The sequence below is a fragment of the Burkholderia sp. LA-2-3-30-S1-D2 genome, assembly GCF_001523915.2.
Lineage (GTDB): Bacteria > Pseudomonadota > Gammaproteobacteria > Burkholderiales > Burkholderiaceae > Burkholderia > Burkholderia diffusa.
Window position 1 is genome coordinate 1,531,419 of sequence record NZ_CP013383.1, and the last position, 15,534, is coordinate 1,546,952.

Genomic DNA, 15,534 nt, shown 5'->3' on the forward strand with positions numbered 1-15,534 from the left:
GTCGATCCGGCATTGCGCTTCAGCGCACACTCCGGTCCCGTGCAAAGCCAGCGAGCGTGGAATGGGTTCATCCGGCGGCCTTCGCTTCGAGCAGATACCCGAGCCCCCGCAGCGTGACGATCGCGACGCCGGTGTTTTCCAGCTTCTTGCGCAGCCGGTACACGTAGATCTCGATCGCGTCCGCGTTGACCGACTCGTCGAGCCCGAAGATTTTCTCCGACAGCGTCTCCTTGTTGATCGCGCGACCGTTGCGCAGGATCAGCACCTCCAGCACCGAGCGCTCGCGCGGCGTGAGCGGCAGCGCTTCGCCGGCGAGATGGAAGCTGCGGTCGATACTGTCATACGAAAGCGGCCCGCATGCGACCCGCGAATGCTCGTGGCCGAGGCTGCGCCGGATCAGCGCGCGGGCACGCGCCTCCAGCTCGGTCAGTTCGAACGGCTTCGCGAGATAGTCGTCGGCCCCGAGATCGAGCCCCTTCACGCGGTCCTCGACCGAGCCGTGCGCGGTCAGGATCAGCACCGGCACGGGATTGCGGCGCGCGCGCAACCGACGCAGCACCTCGAGCCCGTCGAGCTTCGGCAGCCCGAGATCGAGGATCACCAGCGCGTAGTCCTGCGTGCGCAGCACGTGATCCGCCGCCTCCCCGTCCGCCATGTGATCGACCGCGAAGCGCGCGGCGCTGAGCGCGTCGTTCAGCGACTGCGCCAGGTTCGGGTTGTCTTCTACGAGCAGCACACGCATGGGGACCTCGGGAAATCCATGACACAAAGGACGCTATTGTGAACCGAAATGAAAGCAGGCTGAAAGTGCCTCGCAATTAACATCCGCGTCACTCGAACAACACACACGCATCACTGGAGGAAGACATGCCGTTTGCACCGAAGCAGCTCACCGCCGCGCTGGCGATCGTCCTGGGCACCGCCGCCGGCGCCGCCGTCGCGCAGGTCCCGGCCGGGTATCCGGGTAACTACCAAGGTGTCGTCGACGCCGCGAAGAAGGAAGGCAAGCTGATCGTCTACTCGACGACTGACACGGGCCTCGTGCGCCCGCTGATCAAGGACTTCGAAAGCCTGTACGGCGTGAAGGTCGAATACAACGACATGAACAGCACCGAGCTGTACAACCGCTACATCAGCGAAAACGCGGCGAGCAGCACGAGTGCCGACGTGCTGTGGAGCTCCGCGATGGACCTGCAGGTCAAGCTCGTCAACGACGGCCTGATGGCGTCGTACGATTCGCCCGAAAGCGCGAACGTGCCGCAATGGGCGCAATACCAGAAGCAGGCGTACGGCACGACGTTCGAACCGCTCGCGATCGTCTACAACAAGCGCCTGATCCCCGAGAACGAGGTGCCGAAGACGCGCGCCGACCTGATCAAGCTGCTCACCACGCAGGCCGACAAGTTCAAGGGCAAGGTCACGACCTACGACATCGAAAAGTCGGGCGTCGGCTTCAACTACCTGACGCAGGACGCGCACGTGAACGAGAAGGTCACGTGGGAGCTCGTGAAGGCGATCGGCGCGACCGGCCCGAAGCTGCAGTCGAGCACCGGCGCGATGATGGAGCGCATTTCGTCCGGAGAGAACCTGATCGGCTACAACATCATCGGCTCGTATGCGTACGCGAAGGCGAAGAAGGACAAGTCGATCGGCTACGTGTTTCCGAAGGACTACACACAAGTCGTGAGCCGCCTGGCCACGATCTCGAAGAAGGCGAAGAACCCGAACGCCGCGAAGCTGTGGGTCGACTACCTGCTGTCGCAGCGCGGCCAGACGCTGATCGCGAATCAGGCGAACCTGTACGCGATCCGTGCGGACGTGACCGGCGAAACGTCGGCCGCGAGCCTCACGAAGGAACTCGGCGATTCGCTGAAGCCGATCCAGATCGGCACCGGCCTGCTCGTCTATCTCGACCAGTCGAAGCGGCTTGCGTTCCTGAAGCAATGGCAGCAGGCGATCAAGCGCTGATCGGCTGAGCAGCTGACCACGGGCCGCCCGCGGCGCATCGCGCGGGCGCCCCCTTCCCCTTACCGACTTCCTAGAGGCGGCCATCCGGATGGCCGCAGGGGCGAACTCATGCTTTCAACCAGCACACGGGCAACGGCGCCGGCCGTTCCGCCCACCACCGGCTCCGGCGGCGCGATCCCCGCGCTGCCGGCCAACAGCCTGCAGCCGCTCGCCGGCATGCTGCGCTGGATCGTCGTCGCGGTGCTCACCGTCGCGGTCGCGCTGCCGCTCGGCTTCATCCTGTTTCAGAGCCTGCTGTCCGCGCCGTTCTTCGATGCGAACAAGACGCTCGGCATCGAAGGCTTCCGCTTCATCTTCACCGACCCGGACTTCTGGTCGGCCGTAAAGAACTCGTTCATCATCGCCGGCGGGATGCTGTTCATCTCGATCCCGCTCGGCGGCATTCTCGCGTTCCTGATGGTGCGCACCGACCTGCCCGGCCGCCGCTGGCTCGAACCGCTGCTGCTCACGCCCGTCTTCGTGTCGCCGATGGTGCTCGCGTTCGGCTACGTGGTCGCCGCCGGCCCGGTCGGCTTCTACTCGGTGTGGTTCAAGGAACTGTTCGGGGCGCAGAACGTACCCTGGAACGTCTACTCGATCTTCGCGATCACGGTGATCGTCGGCCTCACGCACGTTCCGCACGTGTACCTGTACTCGTCGGCCGCGCTGCGCAACCTCGGCTCGGACGTCGAGGAAGCCGCGCGCGTGACGGGTGCCCGCCCGTTCCGCGTCGCGCTCGACGTGAGCCTGCCGATGACGATGCCCGCACTGCTGTTCGCCGGCGTGCTCGTGTTCTTCCTCGGCTTCGAAGTGTTCGGGCTGCCGCTCGTGCTCGGCGATCCAGAAGGCCACCTCGTGCTCGCGACCTACCTGTACAAGCTGACCAACAAGCTCGGCGTGCCGTCGTATCACCTGATGGCCGCGGTCGCGGTGTGCATCGTCGCGATCACGTTCCCGCTCGTGCTGCTGCAGCGCCGCCTGCTGAAGACCGCGAACCGTTTCGTCACCGTGAAGGGCAAGGCCGGCCGCGCGACGGTACTGCCGCTCGGCGTATGGCGCTGGGTTGCGCTCGCGATCGTCGCGCTGTGGCTGATGCTGACGGTGATCGTGCCGATCTCCGGCATCGTGCTGCGCGCATTCGTCACCAACTGGGGCGAAGGCGTCGCGCTCGCCGAAGTGCTGACGCTGTCGAACTTCATCGAGCTGTTCGAGCAGGACAACCTCGTGCGCGCGATCATCAACACGCTCGGCATCGGCGTGATCGGCGGCGCGCTCGCGATCGGCTTCTATTCGCTCGTCGCGTTTGCCGGCCATCGCCGCCCCGACTGGGCGACCAAGCTGCTCGACTACCTCGTGCTGCTGCCGCGTGCGGTGCCCGGCCTGCTCGCCGGTCTCGCGTTCCTTTGGATCTTCCTGTTCGTCCCGGGCCTGCGCGAGCTGAAGAACTCGATGTGGAGCATCTGGATCGCGTACACGGTCGTGTGGCTCGCATACGGGATGCGGCTCATTCAAAGCGCGCTGCTGCAGGTCGGCCCCGAGCTCGAGGAAGCCGGCCGCAGCGTCGGCGCGACGCGCAGCCGCGTGTCGCTCGACGTGACGCTGCCGCTCGTGCGTTTCGGCCTGCTCGCCGCGTGGCTCCTGATCTTCATGATCTTCGAGCGCGAATACTCGACCGCCGTCTACCTGCTGTCGCCCGGCACCGAAGTGATCGGCGCGCTGCTCGTGTCGCTATGGGCGACCGGCGCCGTCGACCAGGTTGCCGCGCTCTCTGTCATCAACATCGCGATGGTCGGCGCCGGTCTCGGCGTGGCCCTGCGCTTCGGAGTGAAACTTCATGGATAAGCTCATCGTCGATTACCTGCATCTCAGCTACGGCGCCAACCCGATCCTCAAGGGCGTGTCGTTCGAACTGAAGGCTGGCGAAGTCGTGTGCCTGCTCGGCGCATCGGGAAGCGGCAAGACCACGCTGCTGCGCGCGGTGGCCGGCCTCGAACAGCCGTCCGACGGCCGCATCCAGCTCGACGACCGCGTGTTCTTCGACGGCGCGCAGCGCGTCGATCTGCCGGTCGAACAGCGTTCGCTCGGCCTCGTGTTCCAGTCGTACGCGCTGTGGCCGCACCGCACCGTGGCCGAGAACGTCGGCTACGGGCTCAAGCTGCGGCGCGTCGCGCCCGCCGAACAGAAACGCCGCGTGCAGACCGCGCTCGATCAGCTTGGGCTCGGCCATCTCGCTGAACGCTTTCCGCATCAGCTGTCGGGCGGCCAGCAGCAGCGCGTCGCGATCGCACGCGCGCTCGTCTACAACCCGCCGGTGATTCTGCTCGACGAGCCGCTGTCGAACCTCGACGCGAAGCTGCGCGAGGAAGCGCGTGCGTGGCTGCGCGAGCTGATCGTGTCGCTCGGGCTGTCGGCGCTTTGCGTGACCCACGACCAGACCGAAGCGATGGCGATGTCCGACCGCATCCTGCTGCTGCGCAATGGCCGCATCGAACAGGAAGGCACGCCGGCCGAGCTGTACGGCGCGCCGCGCTCGCTATACACGGCCGAGTTCATGGGCAGCAACAACCGCATCGACGCACGCGTCGCCGCCGTCGACGGCGAACGCGTGACGCTCGCCGGCGACGGCTGGGAACTGCAGGCGCTGGCCCGCGACGCGTTCGCACCGGGCCAGGACGTGCATGCCGTGATCCGCCTCGAACGCGTGCAGGTCGCCGACGGCCCGGGCGCGAACCGGCTGCAGGCCGATCTCGTCACGTCGATGTATCTCGGCGATCGCTGGGAATACCTGTTCCATTGCGGCGAAATGCGCCTGCGCGCGTTCGGCCACGTGCCGCGCGCGGCCGGCAAGCACTGGATCGAATTCCCGACCAACGACTGCTGGGCGTTCGCGAAAGCGGGCTGACCCGCGCGGCGGCCTGCGCGCCGTCGCGCACGTCGAGCAAGGCAATGACCGGCTGGTCCGGCGAACGCTTTCCGGCGTTGGCCGCGACCGCATCACACCCGTTTCACCCAACCCACAATAAACCAGGAGACACCGTCAATGAAATTTCGTGCAGCACTCCTCACCAGCTCGGCCGCCGCAGCCTGCATCGCCGCGCCGGCCGTGCACGCGCAGTCGTCGGTCACGATGTACGGGATCATGGATGCCGGCATCGAATACACGAACCATGCGGCACCGGAAGGCGGCAGTTCCGTCAAGCTGAAATCGGGCAACAAGAATACGTCGCGCTGGGGCCTGCGCGGCGTCGAGGATCTCGGCGGCGGGCTGAAAGCCGTGTTCCGCCTCGAAAGCGGCATCGATCTCGCGAACGGAGCGTTCGACGACGGCCCCGACTCGATCTTCGCGCGCCGCGCGACGGTCGGCCTGAAAGGAAAATGGGGCGAGCTGACGCTCGGCCGCAACTACACCGTCACGTACGACTACATGCTGCCGTTCGACCCGATGGGTTATGCGCAGAACTACTCGTGGGCGACGTCGTCGATGGCGACGGGTGGCCGCAAGGACGGCATGTTCACGCGCTCGTCTAACGCGGTGCGCTACGACGGTGAATTCAGCGGCGTGAAGTTCGGCGCGATGTACGGCTTCGGCAACGTGCCGGGCAGCGTGAAGACCAGCTCGAAATACGACTTCGCGCTCGGCTACGAGACCGGTCCGTTCGCGGCGGTGCTCACGTTCGACCGGCAGAACGGCGCGGCCGACAGCGTCACGCCGGCCGATACCGTCAACTACATCCAGGGCATCCACGCGGGCCTGAGCTACGACTTCGGCAACCTGAAAACGATGGCCGGCTATCGCAACTACAAGCGCACGTTTCGCACCACTGCGGCGAACCAGTTGAGCGACACGTACTGGGTCGGCGGGTCGTACCAGTTCACACCGACGTTCTCGCTGATCGCCGCTGTCTATCACCAGAACGTCAAGGGCGGCAGCGATGCAGATCCGACGTTGGTGTCGGTGCGCGCGAACTACGCGCTGTCGAAGCGCACGGTGCTGTACGCGGCAGGCGCGTTTGCGATCGCGAAGCATGACCAGAAGGTCGGCGTTTCGCGCGATTTCGCGGGCTACGGCACGACGCAGGTCGGCGTGACGGCGGGGATTCAGCAGCGGTTCTGAGTCTGACGGCGGGTGGCGGCGCAGACGTTGCGCGCCGCGTCGCCGGGCCTCGACTGGCCGCCCCGCCCCTGGTTGTTGCACGAAACGCAGCCGGCGGTCATCGGGCGTCGCTTTCGCCGCGGCAACCAGCAGCGCCTGCGCGCTGCCCCCCACAGACAGTCGAGCACGACATCCGCGCCTGTGCGGAAATGTGGCTCGAGCGCCCGCGCCGAGCAATGACGGGGCGCTCGCCGGCGCCCGTTACGACTGCTGCTTTCACGGTGGCCCCTTCAACCGGGGATCTCGATCGACGGTTCCGGTGCGCGTCAGCGTGCGTCCAGCCACGCGCGCAGCGCCGGATCGCGAACTTCCAGCACGTCGAACAGGCCAAGCGCGCGTAAGGCGGGCAATGCATCGGTCGTGTCGACTTCCGCGCGCGCCCGTTCGGCGGGCGCGGCGTTCGGGTCGGTCAGCACCCGCGCGTTGACCAGGAACGCACCAACCGTGCCCTTGCGGATCGTCGTTCCGTCGGCCTCGATCCGGTTGGCATGGTCGGGAAGCATCTGTTCGGCTCGCATCGTGTCGTACTCCGGTTGTCATCGATGGTCGCAGTGTAGGCGTGCGAATCCGGCCGATCTCCGGTATAACGGCCATTCGATACCGATATCCGGCCATGTCCGATCCACTCCTGCCCGCCCGATTCGTCACGTCCGACGACGGCCCGTTCGTCGTCGCTGCCGTCATGTCGCAACGCGATCCGCGCGTGACGCCATCCCACTCGCACGCGCGCGGACAGCTCGTCGGCGCGCTGAGCGGGCTGCTGACGATCGGCCTCGACGATCAGGACTGGGTCGTGCCGGCGATCCATGCGATCTGGATTCCGCCGCACTGCCGGCATTCGTTGCGTTCGTTCGGGCCGATTGCCGGCTGGTCGGCGTTCGTCGCCGAAGCGCGCTGCGCGGTACTGCCGGACACCCCGCGCGCGATCCGCACGACGCCGCTGCTGCGCGAAGCCGTGCAGCGCGCGGCGAGTTGGGGGAATGCGGACCTGGATGCCGCGCAGACGCGGATCGCCGATGTGATCCTCGATGAAATCGCGTCGTCGGAGGTCGAGGCGCTGGGGCTGGTGCGGCCGCGGGATCCGCAGCTGATGAGGATCACCGATGCGCTTGCCGCGGATCTCGCGGACAACCGGCGGCTCGAGGAATGGGCCGAATGGGCCGGGATCAGCGCGCGGACGATGAGCCGTCGCTTCGTCGCGGAGACGGGGCTCACGTTCGCCCGGTGGCGTCAGCAGGCCAGGCTGCTGCGGGCGCTGGAGAGCATTGCCGACGGCGTGCCGGTGACGACGATCGCGCTCGATCTCGGGTACGACAATGTGAGCGCGTTCATCGACATGTTCAAGCGTGCGTTGGGGACGACGCCGGGGAGGTATATGGAAACAGGGCGACGCGGAGACGAATGAGCGCGGCCCTTGGCAAATGGGAAACCATGGGACGGAAGGCAAGCGTCCGGTAGACGGAAAACGCCTGCCGCCGCCATTCGTCAATACGTCCCATCCCCATTCTTCGCCGCCTCGCCGCCGTTCCCCTTGAATCGCGCCGCCAGTCGCTCCGCACTCCGCGCCAGCAGCGTTGTATCCACGCCGACCGCAACAAACAACGCCCCAGCTTCGAGATACCGACGCGCCGCCGCCTCGTCCGCGCTGAGAATGCCCGGCGCCTTCCCTGCCGCCTTGATCGCCCGGATCGCGCCGTCGATCGCAGCCTGCACATCGGGATGCCCCGGATTACCGAGATGCCCGAGATCGGCAGCGAGGTCCGCCGGCCCGATGAACACGCCATCGACGCCGTCGACCCGCACAATCGCGTCGATCGCATCGAGCCCGGCGCGCGTCTCGACCTGCACGAGCACGGCCATCTCGTCGTTCGCGCGATGCAGGTAGTCCCCAACGCGATTCCACCGCGACGCGCGCGCAAGCGCACTACCGACCCCGCGAATCCCGTGCGGCGGATAACGCGTCGCGGCCACCGCCGCGCACGCTTCATCGGCACTCTGCACCATCGGCACGAGTAAGGTCTGCGCGCCGAGGTCGAGCACCTGTTTGACGATCACCGGATCGTTCCACGGCACCCGCACGACCGCATGCGACGGATACGGCGCGATCGCCTGCAACTGCGCGAGAATCGTCGGCACCGTGTTCGGCGCATGCTCGCCGTCGATCAGCAGCCAGTCGAACCCGGCGCCGGCGACGACTTCGGCGCTGTATGGATTCGCGAGCCCGAGCCACAGCCCGATCTGCGCATCGCCGCGCCCGAGCGCGCGCTTGAAGACATTCGGCGGAATCTGCATCGCGCGCCCCTCACTCGAAATGGCACTGGATCGTCCCGAGCGGACCATAGTCGACACTGAACGTGTCGCCCGGCCGCGCCGCGCACGGTCGCGTGAACGAGCCGCCCAGCACGATCTGCCCCGGCTCGAGCGCGACGCCGAAACGCGCCAGCCGATTGGCGAGCCACGCGACGCCATTGGCCGGATGGTTCAATACGCCGGCCGCGACCCCCGTTTCCTCGACCACGCCGTTGCGCGACATGATCGCCGCGACCCAGCGCAGGTCGACGTCCTGCGGCCGCACCGGGCGCCCGCCGATCACGACGCCCGCATTGGCCGCGTTGTCGGCGATCGTGTCGAACACCTTGCGCGGCCGCTTCGTGTCGGGGTCGATCGATTGGCTGCGTGCGTCGATGATCTCGAGCGCGGGCACCACGTAGTCGACCGCGTCGTACACGTCGAAGATCGTGCAGTTCGGGCCGGCAAGCCGCTTGCCGAGCACGAATGCGAGTTCGACCTCGACGCGCGGCACGATGAAGCGCCCGGTCGGAATCGTGCCGCCGTCGTCGAAGAACATGTCGTCGAGCAGCGCGCCGTAATCAGGTTCGTCGATCTGCGACGTGTTCTGCATCGCCTTCGACGTAAGGCCGATCTTGTGCCCTTTCAGCGTGCGGCCTTCCGCGAGCTTGAGGTTCACCCACGCGCGCTGGATCGCATAGGCGTCGTCGATCGTGATGTCGGGATGGTCGAGCGAGATCTGGCGGATCTGCGTGCGCGCGCGCTCGGCGTCGTGCAGGCGCCGGGCGAGCTGATCGATGAGGGCAGGTTCGAGCATGGTCGGATCGGGAATGGGGTTCAGCCGGCCCGCTTGTAGCGGGCATGGATGTTGTTGTGCTTGTACGAGCCGCTTTCGCTGAACTCGGTGAGCTCCATCGACAACGCGAGGTAACGTTTCGCGTACAGTTCGGCGAAATGCGCCTTGATCGCGTCGAACAACGCGTCGCACGCGGCCTTCTTGGTTTCGTCGCTGCGACCCGAGCCGATCTTCAGCGTTACGTGGACGAACGCGTCGTCCTCGGTGCCGTCAGCAACGCAGTAGTCCTGCAGCTCGATCGCGCGCGAGCGGATGCCGCCCGTGGGGAACACGCCGCCCTGCGCGATCAGCGTCGCGTTGATCGTGCGCAGCAGCGCGGGAATGCGCGCGTCGTCGCGGATGTTCGCGGTGTACTCGACGACGATGTGTGGCATGGCAACGCTCCTGATAGGTGATGAGGCGCTCAGGCGAGCGGGAAGATCGCGTTGATCTGCCCGGTGCCGGAGCTCGCAAAATAGTCGGTGACGATCTCGACGGGCTTGTCGTAGCGATCCCAGCCGAGCAGGCCGAGCAGCATCGCCGTGTCGTGCATGCCGCCTTCGCCGTGGCAATGCGTGTTGTATTCGGGCAGCATCGCGCAGAAGGTCCTGAAATCGCCCTGCTTCCACAGCTCGACCACGCGCAGGTCGACCTGCCGGAAGAATTCGCGGCTGATCTGGTGGATCGATTCCTCGGGGCTGCCGTTGTCGTTGAAGCGGTGCGACAGCGAACCGCTCGCGAGGAATGCGACATTCGAATCGCTCTTGCCGATCGCCTCGAGCAGCGCCTCGCCGAAGCGCCGGCTTTCGTCGAGCGTGTGCCACATGCACCAGCCCGCGATCGATACGACCTTGAAGTGCTGGTCGCTGTTCATGTAACGCATCGGCACGAGCGTGCCGTATTCGAGTTCGAGGCTGTCGATCTCGTGCGCACGCGTCGCGATGCCGCGCGCGCTGGCCGTCTCGGCGATCAGGCGGCCGAGCGCCGGGTTGCCCGGATACGCGTACTCCATGTCGCGGATGAAATGCGGCAGTTCGTTGCTGGTATACGTGCCCGCGAACCGCGCATTGCAGTTCACGTGATACCCGGCGTTGACGAGCCAGTGCACGTCCGACACGACGATCGTGTCGACGCCGAGCGCGCGGCAGCGCTCACCGATCAACTGATGGCCGCGGATCGCCGCTTCGCGGCAGCCATGATGCCTGCCGGGCAACTCCGACAGGTACATCGACGGCACGTGCGTGATCTTCGCGGCGAGGGACAGTTTGCCCATCGTTAAGTCTCCGTATCGTTCTGGCGTTCCGGCGGTGTTCCTGCGGCGGAACGACCCGCGCCAGTTACACGCCCCAGCGGGGGATGTGATGCGAACCCATCGAGATGCACACGTTCTTGATCTCCGCGAACACCTCGAAGCTGTACTCGCCGCCCTCGCGGCCGGTGCCCGACTCCTTCACCCCGCCGAACGGCTGGCGCAGGTCGCGCACGTTCTGGCTGTTCACGAACACCATCCCGGCCTCGATACCGCGCGCGAGGCGATGCACCTTGCCGACGTCCTGCGTCCAGATGTACGACGCGAGCCCGTAGGACGTGTCGTTGGCGAGCCGCAGACCTTCTTCCTCGTCCTCGAACGGGATCAGGCACGCGACCGGTCCGAAGATTTCCTCTTGCGCGATGCGCATCCGGTTGTCGACGTCCGCGAACACGGTCGGGCGCACGAAGTTGCCGTTGCGCAGATGCTCGGCGAGACCGGCCGGCTTGTCCGCGCCGCCTGCCACCACGCGCGCGCCTTCCTGCTCGCCGATCCGGATATACCCGGTCACCTTCTCCCAATGCTGGCGCGTGATCATCGCGCCGAGCTGCGTCGCCGGATCGGACGGGTCGCCGACCACCAGATTGTTCGCGCGGCGCGCGAATTCCTGCACGAAGCGATCGTAGATCGTGCGCTGCACGAAGATCCGCGAGCCTGCGGTACAACGCTCGCCGTTGATCGAGAAGATCGTGAACAGCGACGCGTCGAGCGCGCGGTCGAAATCGGCATCGTCGAAAATCAGCACCGGCGACTTGCCGCCAAGCTCCATCGAATACTTCTTCAGGCCCGCGCGCTCCATGATCCGCTTGCCCGTGACCGTGCCGCCCGTGAACGACACCGCGCGCACGTCCGGATGGCGCACCAGCGCGTCGCCGGCGGTCGCGCCGTAGCCCTGCACGACGTTCAGCACACCCGGCGGAATGCCAGCCTCGAGCGCGAGCCGGCCGAGCTGGTCGGCCGTCAGCGGCGACAGCTCCGACATCTTCAGCACGGCCGTGTTGCCGAGCGCGAGACACGGCGCCGTCTTCCACGTCGCTGTCATGAACGGCACGTTCCACGGCGACACCAGCGCGCACACGCCGACCGGCTGGTACAGCGTGTAGTTCAGCATCTGGTCGTCGACCGGATACGTGCGGCCGTTCATCTGCACGCACACTTCCGCGAAGAAGTTGAAGTTCTCGGACGCGCGCGGAATCAGCTGCTTGCTCGTCTGTGCGATCGGCAGGCCCGTGTCCTGCGTCTCGAGCGCGGCGAGCATCGGCACGTTCTTCTCGATCAGCTCGCCGAGCTTGCGCATCAGCTTCGCGCGCTCCTTGGCGGGTGTGTTCGCCCATTTCGGGAACGCTTCCTTCGCCGCGCGCACGGCCGCGTCGACTTCGGCCTCGCCGGCCGATGCGACGTCGGTGATCACGTCGCCCGTCGCGGGATTCAGCGTCGTGAAGGTCTCGCGGCTCTCGACTTCGCGGCCGTCGATCCAGTGCTTGATGGTCATGTGCTCTCCTTCCTTGGGCGACGGGCTCAGCCGGCGCGATAGTAGTCTGCTTCGCCGATGATCGTGTTCACGAGCCGGCCGATCCCTTCGATTTCGGTCACCACCTCGTCGCCCGGCTTCGTGTCGGCCAACCCTTCCGGCGTGCCGGTCAGGATCAGGTCGCCCGGCGAGAGCGTCATGAAACCGCTGATGTGCTCGATCAGCGCGGGTACGTCGAAGATCATGTCGCGCGTGCTGCCGCGCTGCGTCTCCCGGCCGTTCACCGTCGTGCGCAGCATGAGGCCGCCCGCATCGCCGATCTCGTCGCGGCTGACGAGCCAGGGCCCGAGCGGCGTGCAGGTGTCGCGGTTCTTCACGCGCAGGTTCGGGCGGTAGTAGTTTTCGAGGTAATCGCGGATCGCGTAGTCGTTCGCGACCGTGTAGCCGGCAACGTAGTCGATTGCCCGCGCCCGGCTCACGTTGCGCGCCGGGCGGCCGATCACGACGGCCAGCTCGCACTCGTAGTGCATGTGCGTCGCGTCCGCCGGGCGCACGGTGCGCGACCGATGACCGATGAACGTGTTTGGCCCCTTCAGGAAAATCAGCGGCTCGCTCGGTGCCTTGAACGCGAGTTCCTTCGCGTGGTCCGCGTAGTTGAGGCCGAGCGCGAACGTCGTGCGCGGCGCGACGGGCGGCAGCCACGTCACCGCGTCCTCGGCGAGCACGCGCCCCGTGTCGAGGCGGATCGCGCCGTCGCTGGCCGGTTCGGCCGCATGCAGTGCGCCGTTGTAGATCACGCGCGCCGTCTTCATCGTGCTTCCTCCGCAATCAACGTATGCCGCAACGTGCCGATGCCGGCAGCGGTAATCTCCACCACGCTTCCCGCGCGGGCAAGCGGTGCGCCACCCGCGACGCCGAGCAGCAGCACGTCGCCCGCGTCGAACGACATGAACGCCGTCACGTCGGCAATCAGTTCGCGCACAGGGCGGATCAGTGTGACGGTCGATGCGGACACCGCGGTGCTGCCGTCGATCCGTACCGTCAGGCCGATCGCGTCGATGTCGCCGAGCGCAGCAGCCGGCACGATCGCCGGGCCCAATGGGCAAAAACCGTCGCGACATTTGAAGCGCACGGCCGGACGGTAGTAATCGCGGTGCGGAACCGACACGTCGCTCGCGAGCGTGAAGCCGTGCACGTGGTCGAGCGCCTGCGCGGCCGGCACGCGCGTCGCACGCCGCGAGAACACGACGGCCACCGACGCGCCGATCTCCAACGCATCGATGCCCGCCGGCACCACGACGGCCGCGCCGTCGGCCGCATGCGTGTTGGCCGGTTTGATGTAAAGGATCGGTGCCTGCGGCGGACGGCCGTAAGGCGGCGCGTGCACGGCGTCGCCGAGCGAGTCGAGTGCGGCGCGCTCGTTGAGCAGCGCACCGTAGACGGTACCGATGGCGACCGGCAGCGGCGGCGCCGCGGCGGTCATGCAGGACAGCTCCATGCGTCATTCCCCTGCCGCGCGTCGCGGCGCATCGTCAATACTTAACATCTTAAGTAAACAATCGAAGGCTCGCAACCTCGATTACCCTGACACACGAAATTCATTCCCACCGGCTGTTAAGATTGATGCGTCCCCGTCCTCTGCACCTCTACCCACCCCGATGAACCGTACGCTCGACCATCGCAACCTGGCCATGCTGCTGCTCGAGGCCCGCGAAACGCTGATGTGCCTGTTCCGGCCCATTCTCAAGGAATTCGCGCTGACCGAACAGCAATGGCGGATCATTCGCGTGCTCGACGGCGAGCCGGCGCACGCGCTCGAAGCGGGACAGATCGCGCGCCGCTGCTGCATTCTGAGCCCAAGCCTCACGGGCGTGCTGGAACGCATGGAGCGCGACGGCCTGATTACGCGCACCCGCGCGCAGGAAGATCAGCGCCGGCTGCTGGTGAGCCTGACGCCGCAAAGCAGGAAACTGGTCACGGAAATCGGTCCGCGCATCGACGAGCAATATCGTCAGCTTGAAGCGCGTTTCGGCCAGGACGGCCTGGACGACATCTACCGGGCGCTCGACCGGCTGATCGAACTCGGCAGCGCGTCGTAGGGCCTGCCGCCGCCGGACCGCCGCGAGCGGCGACGAACCGGCCCCCGGGAATCGGCAGGCCCCGCATCGCGCGGGCCGTCAGTGCAGCGCGCCGCGCATCAGGTCCGTCACCGCGACGCCGCGCGACGTGCGCATGCATTCCTCGACGTAATCGATGAACGGCAGCGGCTCGAAATCGATTTCGTCGCGCACGCGGTGGTTGTCGAACACGCGATCGACCATCGCGAACTCCGCGCACCGCTGCAACGCGCGGCCGATCACGCGTTCGAGCGCCGGATCGGACCGCCCCAGCACATCGCGCACCACGAGCGGCAGTTCGGCCGGCGCACAGGCCGCGTAGCGCGGCGCGCCCGTCATGCCGGCCGCCTCGTCCATCGCGCGCACGATCTGCGCGACCTGCGGCGCCTCGTCGCCGGCCGACACGTGGTACACGTCGTGCATCAGCGTCGGCTTCACGGCCAGCAGCATCGTCGCGCGCGCGACATCGTCGACCGACACGATGTCGATGCGCGTCATCGGCCGCGCGGTAAAGCGCCGCGCCGCGTGCGCGACGCGGAACATCCAGAACGAATTCGGTGCGGGCCGCGTGCCGAGCACCGTATGACCGACGACGTGCGACGGACGCACGACGACGAGCGGCAGCCCGAGCGCGCGCAGGCGCTGCTCCGTTTCGGCCTTCGCTTGCAGGTAGTCCGCCGCGAGCACCGCGCCGTGCAACCCGTCGCCGCCCTGCGCCGCGTCGCCCGCCGACGCCTCGTACACGATCCCGCCACGGCCCGCGTGCGCATAGGCGGTGCCGACGTACACGAAACGCTGCAGCTGCGGCGCGTGCGCGAAGCGCTCGGCAAAGCGCAGCGAATCGGCGATGTCGGCCTGCAGGTGCGAACCGTCGGCCGGCGACGCATGGCCCGCGCAATGGATCACGTGCGTCGCGCCGGCCAGACGCGACGCGTCGGTGCCCTGCCACACGTCGCCGAGCGCACCGACGACCACGTTCGCGTCGCCGAGACGCGATGCCCAGTACGGCGCGAGCCCCGCGCGCAACGCCGCTTCGCGCAAACGCGCGACCGCGTGGGCGCGATGCTCCGCACGAACGACACACACGATGCGCTCGAGCAACCCGGCGTTGACGAGCGCCGTCAGCACGGTGCTGCCGATGAAGCCGGTGGCGCCGGTGAGCACCAGCCGTCCGACGTTGGCCGCCGCGACCGGTGCGCTGGCCGGCGACACGAGGCTCGTGCGCCAGTTGAGCGACAACGCGGTTTTCCAGATCAGCACGATAGTCTCCTTCGAAGAATCGGCCGGACGCCGCGGCCGCCCCGGATCGCGGAGCGGCGCACGGCTGTCGGCCGGGCCGGGGCCGACGCTCGC

16 protein-coding genes and 1 pseudogene are annotated in these 15,534 nt (G+C 67.1%); 6 read left to right on the forward strand and 11 right to left on the reverse strand.

What is annotated here, in order from left to right; genetic code table 11:
- Positions 1 to 67: 67 nt before the first annotated feature.
- The gene (locus WS66_RS07080; RefSeq protein ID WP_059599296.1) at positions 68 to 742 is read right to left on the reverse strand and encodes a response regulator; all 675 of its coding nucleotides are present in this window, start codon (positions 740 to 742) and stop codon (positions 68 to 70) included.
- Between the two features lie 125 nt (positions 743 to 867).
- Here WS66_RS07080 and WS66_RS07085 point away from each other — a divergent pair, with 125 nt between their 5' ends.
- From WS66_RS07085 to WS66_RS07100, 4 genes are all read left to right on the forward strand, one after another.
- Positions 868 to 1,968 carry an ABC transporter substrate-binding protein gene (locus WS66_RS07085; protein ID WP_059599295.1) on the forward strand — a complete coding sequence of 367 codons (1,101 nt, stop codon included), beginning with the start codon at positions 868 to 870 and terminating at the stop codon, positions 1,966 to 1,968.
- Positions 1,969 to 2,076: 108 nt separating this feature from the next.
- The gene (locus tag WS66_RS07090) at positions 2,077 to 3,849 is read left to right on the forward strand and encodes an ABC transporter permease (protein WP_059599294.1); all 1,773 of its coding nucleotides are present in this window, start codon (positions 2,077 to 2,079) and stop codon (positions 3,847 to 3,849) included.
- Complete coding sequence (locus WS66_RS07095; protein WP_059599293.1) at positions 3,842 to 4,909, forward strand: ABC transporter ATP-binding protein; 1,068 nt, start codon at positions 3,842 to 3,844, stop codon at positions 4,907 to 4,909. The genes WS66_RS07090 and WS66_RS07095 overlap by 8 nt, the downstream gene beginning before the upstream one ends.
- 138 nt (positions 4,910 to 5,047) lie before the next feature.
- A complete protein-coding gene (locus tag WS66_RS07100) occupies positions 5,048 to 6,121 on the forward strand; it encodes a porin (RefSeq protein WP_059599292.1) in 1,074 nt (357 codons plus the stop codon).
- Positions 6,122 to 6,196: 75 nt separating this feature from the next.
- Here WS66_RS07100 and WS66_RS34315 read toward each other — a convergent pair.
- Positions 6,197 to 6,330: pseudogene (locus WS66_RS34315) on the reverse strand (quinone oxidoreductase family protein); the annotation flags it as partial.
- A gap of 96 nt (positions 6,331 to 6,426) precedes the next feature.
- Positions 6,427 to 6,678: a hypothetical protein gene (locus tag WS66_RS07110; RefSeq protein WP_059599291.1), complete on the reverse strand. Its 252-nt coding sequence runs from the start codon at positions 6,676 to 6,678 to the stop codon at positions 6,427 to 6,429.
- 95 nt (positions 6,679 to 6,773) lie between these two features.
- Here WS66_RS07110 and WS66_RS07115 point away from each other — a divergent pair, with 95 nt between their 5' ends.
- The gene (locus WS66_RS07115) at positions 6,774 to 7,565 is read left to right on the forward strand and encodes an AraC family transcriptional regulator (RefSeq protein WP_059599290.1); all 792 of its coding nucleotides are present in this window, start codon (positions 6,774 to 6,776) and stop codon (positions 7,563 to 7,565) included.
- A gap of 80 nt (positions 7,566 to 7,645) precedes the next feature.
- Here the strand turns inward: WS66_RS07115 and hpaI are convergent, their stop codons facing one another.
- The 7 genes from hpaI to WS66_RS07150 all read right to left on the reverse strand — a co-directional run bounded on the left by hpaI (position 7,646) and on the right by WS66_RS07150 (position 13,562).
- Positions 7,646 to 8,452: a 4-hydroxy-2-oxoheptanedioate aldolase gene (gene hpaI, locus WS66_RS07120; protein ID WP_059599289.1), complete on the reverse strand. Its 807-nt coding sequence runs from the start codon at positions 8,450 to 8,452 to the stop codon at positions 7,646 to 7,648.
- Positions 8,453 to 8,462: 10 nt separating this feature from the next.
- On the reverse strand, positions 8,463 to 9,266 hold the full coding sequence (gene hpaH / locus WS66_RS07125; protein WP_059599288.1) for a 2-oxo-hept-4-ene-1,7-dioate hydratase: 804 nt from the start codon (positions 9,264 to 9,266) through the stop codon (positions 8,463 to 8,465).
- 20 nt (positions 9,267 to 9,286) lie between these two features.
- Positions 9,287 to 9,679 carry a 5-carboxymethyl-2-hydroxymuconate Delta-isomerase gene (locus tag WS66_RS07130; protein ID WP_059599287.1) on the reverse strand — a complete coding sequence of 131 codons (393 nt, stop codon included), beginning with the start codon at positions 9,677 to 9,679 and terminating at the stop codon, positions 9,287 to 9,289.
- 29 nt (positions 9,680 to 9,708) lie between these two features.
- Positions 9,709 to 10,557 (reverse strand): 3,4-dihydroxyphenylacetate 2,3-dioxygenase, encoded by an 849-nt coding sequence (gene hpaD / locus WS66_RS07135; protein ID WP_059599286.1) that lies wholly within the window; start codon positions 10,555 to 10,557, stop codon positions 9,709 to 9,711.
- A 64-nt stretch (positions 10,558 to 10,621) separates the two neighbouring features.
- Positions 10,622 to 12,085 (reverse strand): 5-carboxymethyl-2-hydroxymuconate semialdehyde dehydrogenase, encoded by a 1,464-nt coding sequence (gene hpaE / locus WS66_RS07140; protein WP_059599285.1) that lies wholly within the window; start codon positions 12,083 to 12,085, stop codon positions 10,622 to 10,624.
- A gap of 26 nt (positions 12,086 to 12,111) precedes the next feature.
- On the reverse strand, positions 12,112 to 12,876 hold the full coding sequence (locus WS66_RS07145) for a fumarylacetoacetate hydrolase family protein (protein ID WP_059599284.1): 765 nt from the start codon (positions 12,874 to 12,876) through the stop codon (positions 12,112 to 12,114).
- Positions 12,873 to 13,562 carry a fumarylacetoacetate hydrolase family protein gene (locus tag WS66_RS07150; protein ID WP_059599283.1) on the reverse strand — a complete coding sequence of 230 codons (690 nt, stop codon included), beginning with the start codon at positions 13,560 to 13,562 and terminating at the stop codon, positions 12,873 to 12,875. Before WS66_RS07150 ends, WS66_RS07145 begins: the two co-directional genes overlap by 4 nt.
- A 160-nt stretch (positions 13,563 to 13,722) precedes the next feature.
- On the opposite strand from WS66_RS07150, the gene hpaR reads away from it, so the two are divergent.
- On the forward strand, positions 13,723 to 14,163 hold the full coding sequence (gene hpaR / locus WS66_RS07155; protein WP_059599282.1) for a homoprotocatechuate degradation operon regulator HpaR: 441 nt from the start codon (positions 13,723 to 13,725) through the stop codon (positions 14,161 to 14,163).
- A gap of 78 nt (positions 14,164 to 14,241) precedes the next feature.
- Here the strand turns inward: hpaR and WS66_RS07160 are convergent, their stop codons facing one another.
- Positions 14,242 to 15,441 (reverse strand): SDR family oxidoreductase, encoded by a 1,200-nt coding sequence (locus WS66_RS07160; RefSeq protein ID WP_059599281.1) that lies wholly within the window; start codon positions 15,439 to 15,441, stop codon positions 14,242 to 14,244.
- Positions 15,442 to 15,534: the final 93 nt, after the last annotated feature.

Bases quoted from the DNA above. Each gene is read 5' to 3' on its own strand.
- WS66_RS07085 (WP_059599295.1), top strand. From the start codon at position 868: ATGCCGTTTGCACCGAAGCAGCTCACCGCCGCGCTGGCGATCGTCCTG.
- WS66_RS07095 (WP_059599293.1), top strand. From the start codon at position 3,842: ATGGATAAGCTCATCGTCGATTACCTGCATCTCAGCTACGGCGCCAAC.
- WS66_RS07145 (WP_059599284.1), bottom strand. From the start codon at position 12,876: ATGAAGACGGCGCGCGTGATCTACAACGGCGCACTGCATGCGGCCGAA.
- WS66_RS07115 (WP_059599290.1), top strand. From the start codon at position 6,774: ATGTCCGATCCACTCCTGCCCGCCCGATTCGTCACGTCCGACGACGGC.
- hpaH (WP_059599288.1), bottom strand. From the start codon at position 9,266: ATGCTCGAACCTGCCCTCATCGATCAGCTCGCCCGGCGCCTGCACGAC.
- WS66_RS07100 (WP_059599292.1), top strand. From the start codon at position 5,048: ATGAAATTTCGTGCAGCACTCCTCACCAGCTCGGCCGCCGCAGCCTGC.
- WS66_RS07130 (WP_059599287.1), bottom strand. From the start codon at position 9,679: ATGCCACACATCGTCGTCGAGTACACCGCGAACATCCGCGACGACGCG.
- hpaR (WP_059599282.1), top strand. From the start codon at position 13,723: ATGAACCGTACGCTCGACCATCGCAACCTGGCCATGCTGCTGCTCGAG.
- hpaI (WP_059599289.1), bottom strand. From the start codon at position 8,452: ATGCAGATTCCGCCGAATGTCTTCAAGCGCGCGCTCGGGCGCGGCGAT.
- WS66_RS07080 (WP_059599296.1), bottom strand. From the start codon at position 742: ATGCGTGTGCTGCTCGTAGAAGACAACCCGAACCTGGCGCAGTCGCTG.
- WS66_RS07150 (WP_059599283.1), bottom strand. From the start codon at position 13,562: ATGGAGCTGTCCTGCATGACCGCCGCGGCGCCGCCGCTGCCGGTCGCC.
- hpaD (WP_059599286.1), bottom strand. From the start codon at position 10,557: ATGGGCAAACTGTCCCTCGCCGCGAAGATCACGCACGTGCCGTCGATG.
- WS66_RS07090 (WP_059599294.1), top strand. From the start codon at position 2,077: ATGCTTTCAACCAGCACACGGGCAACGGCGCCGGCCGTTCCGCCCACC.
- WS66_RS07110 (WP_059599291.1), bottom strand. From the start codon at position 6,678: ATGCGAGCCGAACAGATGCTTCCCGACCATGCCAACCGGATCGAGGCC.
- hpaE (WP_059599285.1), bottom strand. From the start codon at position 12,085: ATGACCATCAAGCACTGGATCGACGGCCGCGAAGTCGAGAGCCGCGAG.